Source organism: Allocoleopsis sp. (assembly GCF_036703385.1).
In the GTDB taxonomy this organism is placed as follows: domain Bacteria; phylum Cyanobacteriota; class Cyanobacteriia; order Cyanobacteriales; family Coleofasciculaceae; genus Allocoleopsis.
In genome coordinates, this window is sequence record NZ_DATNPA010000456.1 from 1 (window position 1) to 6,297 (window position 6,297).

Annotated in this window: 3 protein-coding genes; all 3 read left to right on the forward strand. The window is 48.8% G+C overall.

Translation table 11 applies throughout. From position 1 onward, the window contains the following. The coding region (locus tag V6C93_RS22390; protein ID WP_333478890.1) for an ABC-2 family transporter protein at window positions 1–431 on the forward strand (431 nt) is incomplete at its 5' end. A gap of 212 nt (window positions 432–643) precedes the next feature. Then, complete coding sequence (locus V6C93_RS22395; RefSeq protein WP_333478891.1) at window positions 644–1,510, forward strand: aldo/keto reductase; 867 nt, start codon at window positions 644–646, stop codon at window positions 1,508–1,510. A gap of 262 nt (window positions 1,511–1,772) precedes the next feature. Beyond that, the gene (locus tag V6C93_RS22400) at window positions 1,773–5,990 is read left to right on the forward strand and encodes a PAS domain S-box protein (RefSeq protein ID WP_333478892.1); all 4,218 of its coding nucleotides are present in this window, start codon (window positions 1,773–1,775) and stop codon (window positions 5,988–5,990) included. Window positions 5,991–6,297: the final 307 nt, after the last annotated feature.

The following is a 6,297-nucleotide window of genomic DNA, read 5'->3' on the forward strand; positions in this document are numbered from 1 at the left end:
GGGGAATGCCGGATTTAATCTTCGGCCTTGTGCTGATAGCTTATGCAGGTAGCCGTCTTGATTTAGCGATCGCTAACTACCTCTTCAGTGTTATTCCCTTGATGTGTGGCATCATCAGCCTCTATAGCCTATGGTTTATGCTGGGAGCCACGAGCATTTGGTTTGTCAAAATTTATAACGTCACTGAAGTACTCCGAGGTCTGCTAGAAGCCGGTCGTTACCCGATGGTTGCCTATCCTGCTACTTATCGCTTCTTCTTTACTTTCGTGGTTCCGGTGGCGTTTCTGACTACTGTACCAGCGGAAGCGATGCTGGGTCGGAGTCAAGTGGTTTGGGTGGTTGGTGCTGGTGCCTTGGCGCTGGGATTGCTGTTAGCTTCGGGTATCTTTTGGCGGTTTGCCCTGCGTTTTTATACCAGTGCTTCTAGTTAAACTGGCTTAGAGTTAAGCCGAGGTTAGGTTTATCGAACTCCTCTAGGCACCATTCTCAAATTTGCTGCAATTTCCGCCTTTGTTTAACGCAGAGGACGCAGAGATTTACGCAGAGAAACGCAAAGGTTTTTGGTGCAAAATCTGAGCCGAACCCCTCTAGGCGCAGAACACACAGAAAATGGAAGGGAGAGACGCATTGAAGTTAGGTAATTATGGAAACAAAACAACTTGGTAACACGGGCGTTAGCATCAGCACGATCGGTCTGGGTGGTATGCCCCTATCTTTGAGCAGTAGACCGCCAGAGTCACAAGGGATTGAAGTGATTCATCGGGCACTGGAGCTGGGTGTTACACTGATCGATACGGCTGACTCTTATTGCCGGGATGAGTCTGACAAGCACCACAATGAGCGACTCATCTACAAAGCTCTCCAAAGTTATGGGGGTGATATCAGTCAAGTTGTTGTGGCAACCAAGGGTGGCTTGATGCGACCCAATGGTAATTGGACGCGCAACGGCAACCCTGATCGCTTGCGGGAAACCATCCGGGTTAGCTTTGAAGCACTGGGTGGGTCAAAACCCATTGATGTTTGGCAATATCATGCCCCTGACCCAGACTACACGATTGAGGAAGCCCTGAAACCGGCACAGGAGGCCGTCGAGGAGGGTCTAATGCGGTTTGTTGGCGTCTCCAACTTTTCCGTTGAGCAAATTAAACGAGCTCGTGATGTAGTGGATGTAGTTTCTGTGCAAAATCAGTACAACCCCTGGTACCGACAACCGGAGACAGATGGCGTCCTGGAATACTGCGAAACTGAAGGGTTGACATTTTTCCCCTGGAGTCCATTGGGTGGGAGTCGTAGGGTAAGTAGTTTAGGAGAGATTTCTGCGATCGCTCAATTAGCTCAGGAAAAAGGAGCCTCTGTTTATCAGATTGTCCTAGCATGGCTGCGCTCTAAGTCACCTTGCATTGTCCCCATTCCTGGAGCCAGTAAGACATCAAGCATAGAAGATTCGGTTGGTGCGGTTGAAGTTAAGTTGTCTGAGGCAGAACTCAAACAAATCGACCAAGGTGCTTAAAAAAAAAGTATATAAGGATGAAGTAGGCTAGCGTTTGCGTCTACTTTATCCTTCCTGCTTCATCCTGATTGGTACTCAACTGAATTGCGAGAGTCCCCAGGTTCAATAAAGTAAGCGGTGGTAGTTGACCAAAAGACTGATTCCGCCTTGCTAGGCTAGTGATGGAAAACCACAATGGCAATAGAACAGGCATTGCAGGATTTTGCAATCGCATGGCGCGTGGTAACTCATCTAGCCTGGGGCAGCGCACGAGAGAAATTATATGTTGGCACTGTTAGCGGACTGGCTTTTAGAACCGTTTATTCCTCATGGACATTGCTACCTCTGGAAGCCAGGGCTGGTAGGGCTCCATCTCGTCTCCGATGCTTTAATCGCCTTGGCCTACTATTCCATTCCTCTGAGCTTAGTCTATTTTGTCCGCAACCGACGAGACCTTCCTTTCGACTGGATCTTCCTGTTATTTGGAGCTTTCATCGTTGCTTGTGGCACAACCCACATTATGGAAGTGTGGACACTGTGGCACCCCCACTATTGGTTGAGTGGATTCATCAAAGCGATTACGGCTGGTGTCTCTGTGTGTACGGCGGTGCTACTGGTGCCGTTAATTCCTAAAGCCTTGGCGTTGCCCAGCCCTGCCGAATTGGAAGTTGCCAATCGTCAGTTAGAGAGGGAAATTCGAGAACATGCCGCAACAGCCGCCCAGTTGCAACGTGCCCTTCAACAACTCACCTTCCATGTAGAAAACACGCCCTTAGCCGTTATCGAATTGAACAGCGAGTTTCGAGTGCAGCGTTGGTCGAAACAGGCTGAAAAACTCTTCGGCTGGCAGGCAGAGGAGGTATTCAACCAGCGTCTAGACGAGGGACGATTTGTCTTTGAAGCAGACTTTCCTTTGGTTCAACAAGACATGAGCCGCTTACTTGACGGCAGTGAACCCCATATTTTTGGCACAAATCGTAATTATACCAAAGATGGGTCAGTTATTTACTGCGAGTGGTACAATTCTGCGCTTTGGAACCAGTCGGATGAACTTGTATCTATCCTGTCACTGGCTCTAGATGTCACGGAACGTACCCATGCGGAGCAAGCTCTCAAAGAAAGTGAAGCCCGCTATCGTACCTTGGTCGAAACCTCGCCCGATGCGATTTCGGTCAGCGAGTTGAACGGTAAACTGCTTTTTTGCAACCGCCAAGTTACCCTATTACACGGGTATGAGAGTGAGACAGAACTGCTAGGACGATTTGCCTGTGAATTAATTGCGCCCGAATGCAGAAACATTGCAGAGGCCAGTCTTCAAAACGTTCTCAGCCAAGGCAGTATTCGAGATGTTGAGTACACCATGCTCAGGAAAGATGGCAGCCGTTTTCCTGGCGAAGTGAGCGCATCTTTAATTCGAGATGTACAAGGCAATCCTCAAGCCATTATCGGTCTTGTACGAGACATCACCGATCGCAAATCAGCAGAAGATGCCCTGAAAAAAGCCAAAGAACATTTAGAGGTGCAAGTCGAAGAGCGAACAGCACAGTTGAAGCTAGTCAATGACCATCTTTTGCTGGAAATTCAGGAGCGTGCTGTAGCAGAAGAAGCACTGCGTAAGAGTGAGGCAAGACTGAATCAAGCGCTTTGTGCAGCTCAGATGGGCGCATGGGACTGGGATATGATGAGCGATCGCATGACGTGGTCTGAAGGCACAGAAGCTCTGTTTGGGCTCAGACCTGGAGACTTGGCTGGTAGCTACGATGCTTGTATGGATTATCTGCATCCCGATGATCGCCCAAGGGTGATTCAATCCCTCAGGCGTACAGTCGAGACAGGAACAGATTATGAGGTGGAATCTCGCATTATCTGCACCAATGGAACAATTCGTTGGGTCGCAAGCAAAGGAGCGTTAATCCGCAATCCCAACGGTATAGTGGTGCGCATGACGGGCACCCTGATGGATATTACCAAGCGCAAGCAGATTGAACTGGCATTAGAACGAGAGCGCCAACAACTGCGACAAATCATCGCCTGTGCGCCCATTGCAATGGCGATGTTTGATACTCAAATGCGTTATCAAGCTTACTCTCAAACCTGGATAACGGTTCAAGGATTGGAGGGGCAATCCATTCTAGGTCGTAGTCACTATGAAATCTTTCCAGACCTTCCAGAGCGCTGGAAAGCTGAACACCAACGTGCTTTGCAAGGAGAGGTCATCTCTGTGAGCGAAGATATCTGGGAGCGACAAGATGGGACAACAGTGTATCTGCGTTGGGCGATTCATCCCTGGTACACCCCGGATGGTGAAATTGGCGGCATTGTGATTGCCACTGACCGGATTAACGAGTTAGTAGAGGCACGAGAAGCCGCTCTAGAAGCGGCGCGGCTTAAGTCCCAGTTCCTCGCTAACATGAGTCACGAAATTCGCACCCCGATGAATGGTGTTTTGGGGATGGCTGGATTATTGTTACAAACGTCACTCACACCTCAACAACTGGAATATGCTAGTACCATCCGTAGCAGCGCCGAACATCTGCTGACGGTGATTAACGATATTCTCGACTTTTCCAAGCTGGAAGCAGGTGAAATGCAGTTGGAAAGCATCGACTTTGACTTAGATAGTTGCATTGAGTCAGTGGCAGATGTTTTAGCCGCACAAGCTCAAGACAAAGGGTTAGAGTTAGCCATTTGGGTGGAGAGCGATGTTCCCAAACAGTTACGGGGAGACCCAAATCGCCTGCGTCAGATTCTCCTCAATTTGGTGGGGAATGCTGTTAAGTTTACCGAGGCAGGCCAAGTTGTGGTGAAGGCAACCCTTGAGTTAGAGGGGTTGAAGGTTGAAGGGTTGAAGGTTGAAAGTTCACGAGACAATCTTCAACCTGTTAACGTGCCATCTTCAACCCTGGAGCAACTTGCTAAGGTGCAACCTTCCAACTGCGTAAGGATTCGCTTTGAAGTCAGCGATACAGGCATTGGCATCAGTGACGAGGACAAAGAAAAACTATTCCAATCTTTTTCCCAAGTGGATGCTTCCATGACACGGCAATATGGTGGGACAGGATTGGGATTAGTCATTTGCAAGCAATTAGTGGAGTTGATGGGAGGTGAAATTGGCGTTGAGAGTGTGCTAGGTGAGGGGTCTAGATTCTGGTTTACGGCGTCGTTTGATACTTTGGCGGTGGAAGAGGTAGTGGCTTGTCCCCTAGTCTTTCGCAACCTCAAATTATTAGTGGTTTGCGATCGCGAAACGACTCGTCAAGCCGTGTGCGCTGCGCTTCACCGCAGTGCGATTCCCAGTGGCTCTACTGTACCAACTCGGTTGCTCACCGATACTTGGGAGATGCAACTGGATGAAGCCGTAGACACACAGACAACACTCAATGCCTTGCGCTCAAGTGTGGCTCAAGGAAATCCCTATGATGTGGCTCTTCTGGACTTACAACTGCCAAAGCCTCAAGGGGAGCTACTTGTACCCATGATTCGCTCTGATCCAACCCTGGCTCACACGAAGCTGATTGTGATGACAACCAGCGATCGCCTTGATACCGTGCAAGAATTGGAGGCGATGGATATTTCTGGCTACCTGATTAAGCCGATCAGAGCGTCGCGGTTGTTTAATTGTTTAGTCAGTGCCTTGGCTCCTAGAGAAAAGGATATCGATGAGCGGGTGTCCGGTAGAGAACAAGAGGCGACGCCTGAAAACCCAAAACCTCCTCAATCTTCTCTGAAAATTCTGCTGGTAGAAGACCATGAGGTGAATCAAATGGTGACGTTGAACCAGCTTGCGATGCTTGGGTTTGAAGCCGATTGTGTAGGGAATGGCGAGGAAGCGATCGCACAATTAGAACAACAGAATTATGACCTTGTGTTGATGGATTGTCAGATGCCAGTCCTGGATGGTTATGAAACGACAAAAGAGATACGGCGTCGCGAAGGTTCAGATCGCCATACAACTATAATTGCCCTAACAGCTCATGCCTTATCAAATGACCGCGAGAAGTGTTTGGCGGCAGGAATGGATGACTATCTCAGTAAACCGATCGCGCAAGAAGCCTTAGGGGCGATGATCGAGCACTGGACAAAACGGACTATAAAGCCCACAGTTGCAGATACAAATTCCGCCATTAAACACAGTCTTCAACTCTCAAATCTGAGTCTAGAGGAAACACCCCTGGATTTAGAACGCCTCAAGGCTATTTCTCGTGGCAAAGTGACATTTCAACAGCAACTTGTACAAGCTTTCATTAAGAATGCTCAACCGGGATTAGAACAAATACGCCATGCTCTCCAAGTGAATGATTTTGACATAATTGTGCAACAAGCTCACCGAATTAAGGGGGCAAGCGCTAATGTTGGTGTGCGTTTGATGCCAGAGGTGGCGGCTCAATTGGAGCAGCAGGCGCGAGATAAAAAGCTGGAAGGAGCGATGGAGAAACTTGAAGCTTTGGAAAAGCAGCTAGAGCAAGTCAAGGCTTTTTTGGAAAACTGGTGTATCCAGTAATCGGCTGGTGTGTGCCTGCCCTTGGCTGTGGCACTATCTTAAGACTAGCCCTAATGTTAGTGAGCGTGATCGCACACTCTGCGACAACATTCGCCCTCAAAAGTGAAGGCGCGCTCACGCCAGCTCATTTGTCGCAAGAAATGCGATCAGCACATCTTCAGAACTACTAGAGCGCCAGTCCAGTAGAAGTATTTGACAAAAGCGGCAGAGTATGGAGTATGTAGGGGCGAAGCATTCGGACGGAAAATTTTAGGCGTTCGCGATAATTCATCACCCGAATGCTTCGCCCTAAACGAGAGGTGTATAG

Bases quoted from the DNA above. Each gene is read 5' to 3' on its own strand.
- V6C93_RS22395 (WP_333478891.1), top strand. From the start codon at position 644: ATGGAAACAAAACAACTTGGTAACACGGGCGTTAGCATCAGCACGATC.
- V6C93_RS22400 (WP_333478892.1), top strand. From the start codon at position 1,773: ATGTTGGCACTGTTAGCGGACTGGCTTTTAGAACCGTTTATTCCTCAT.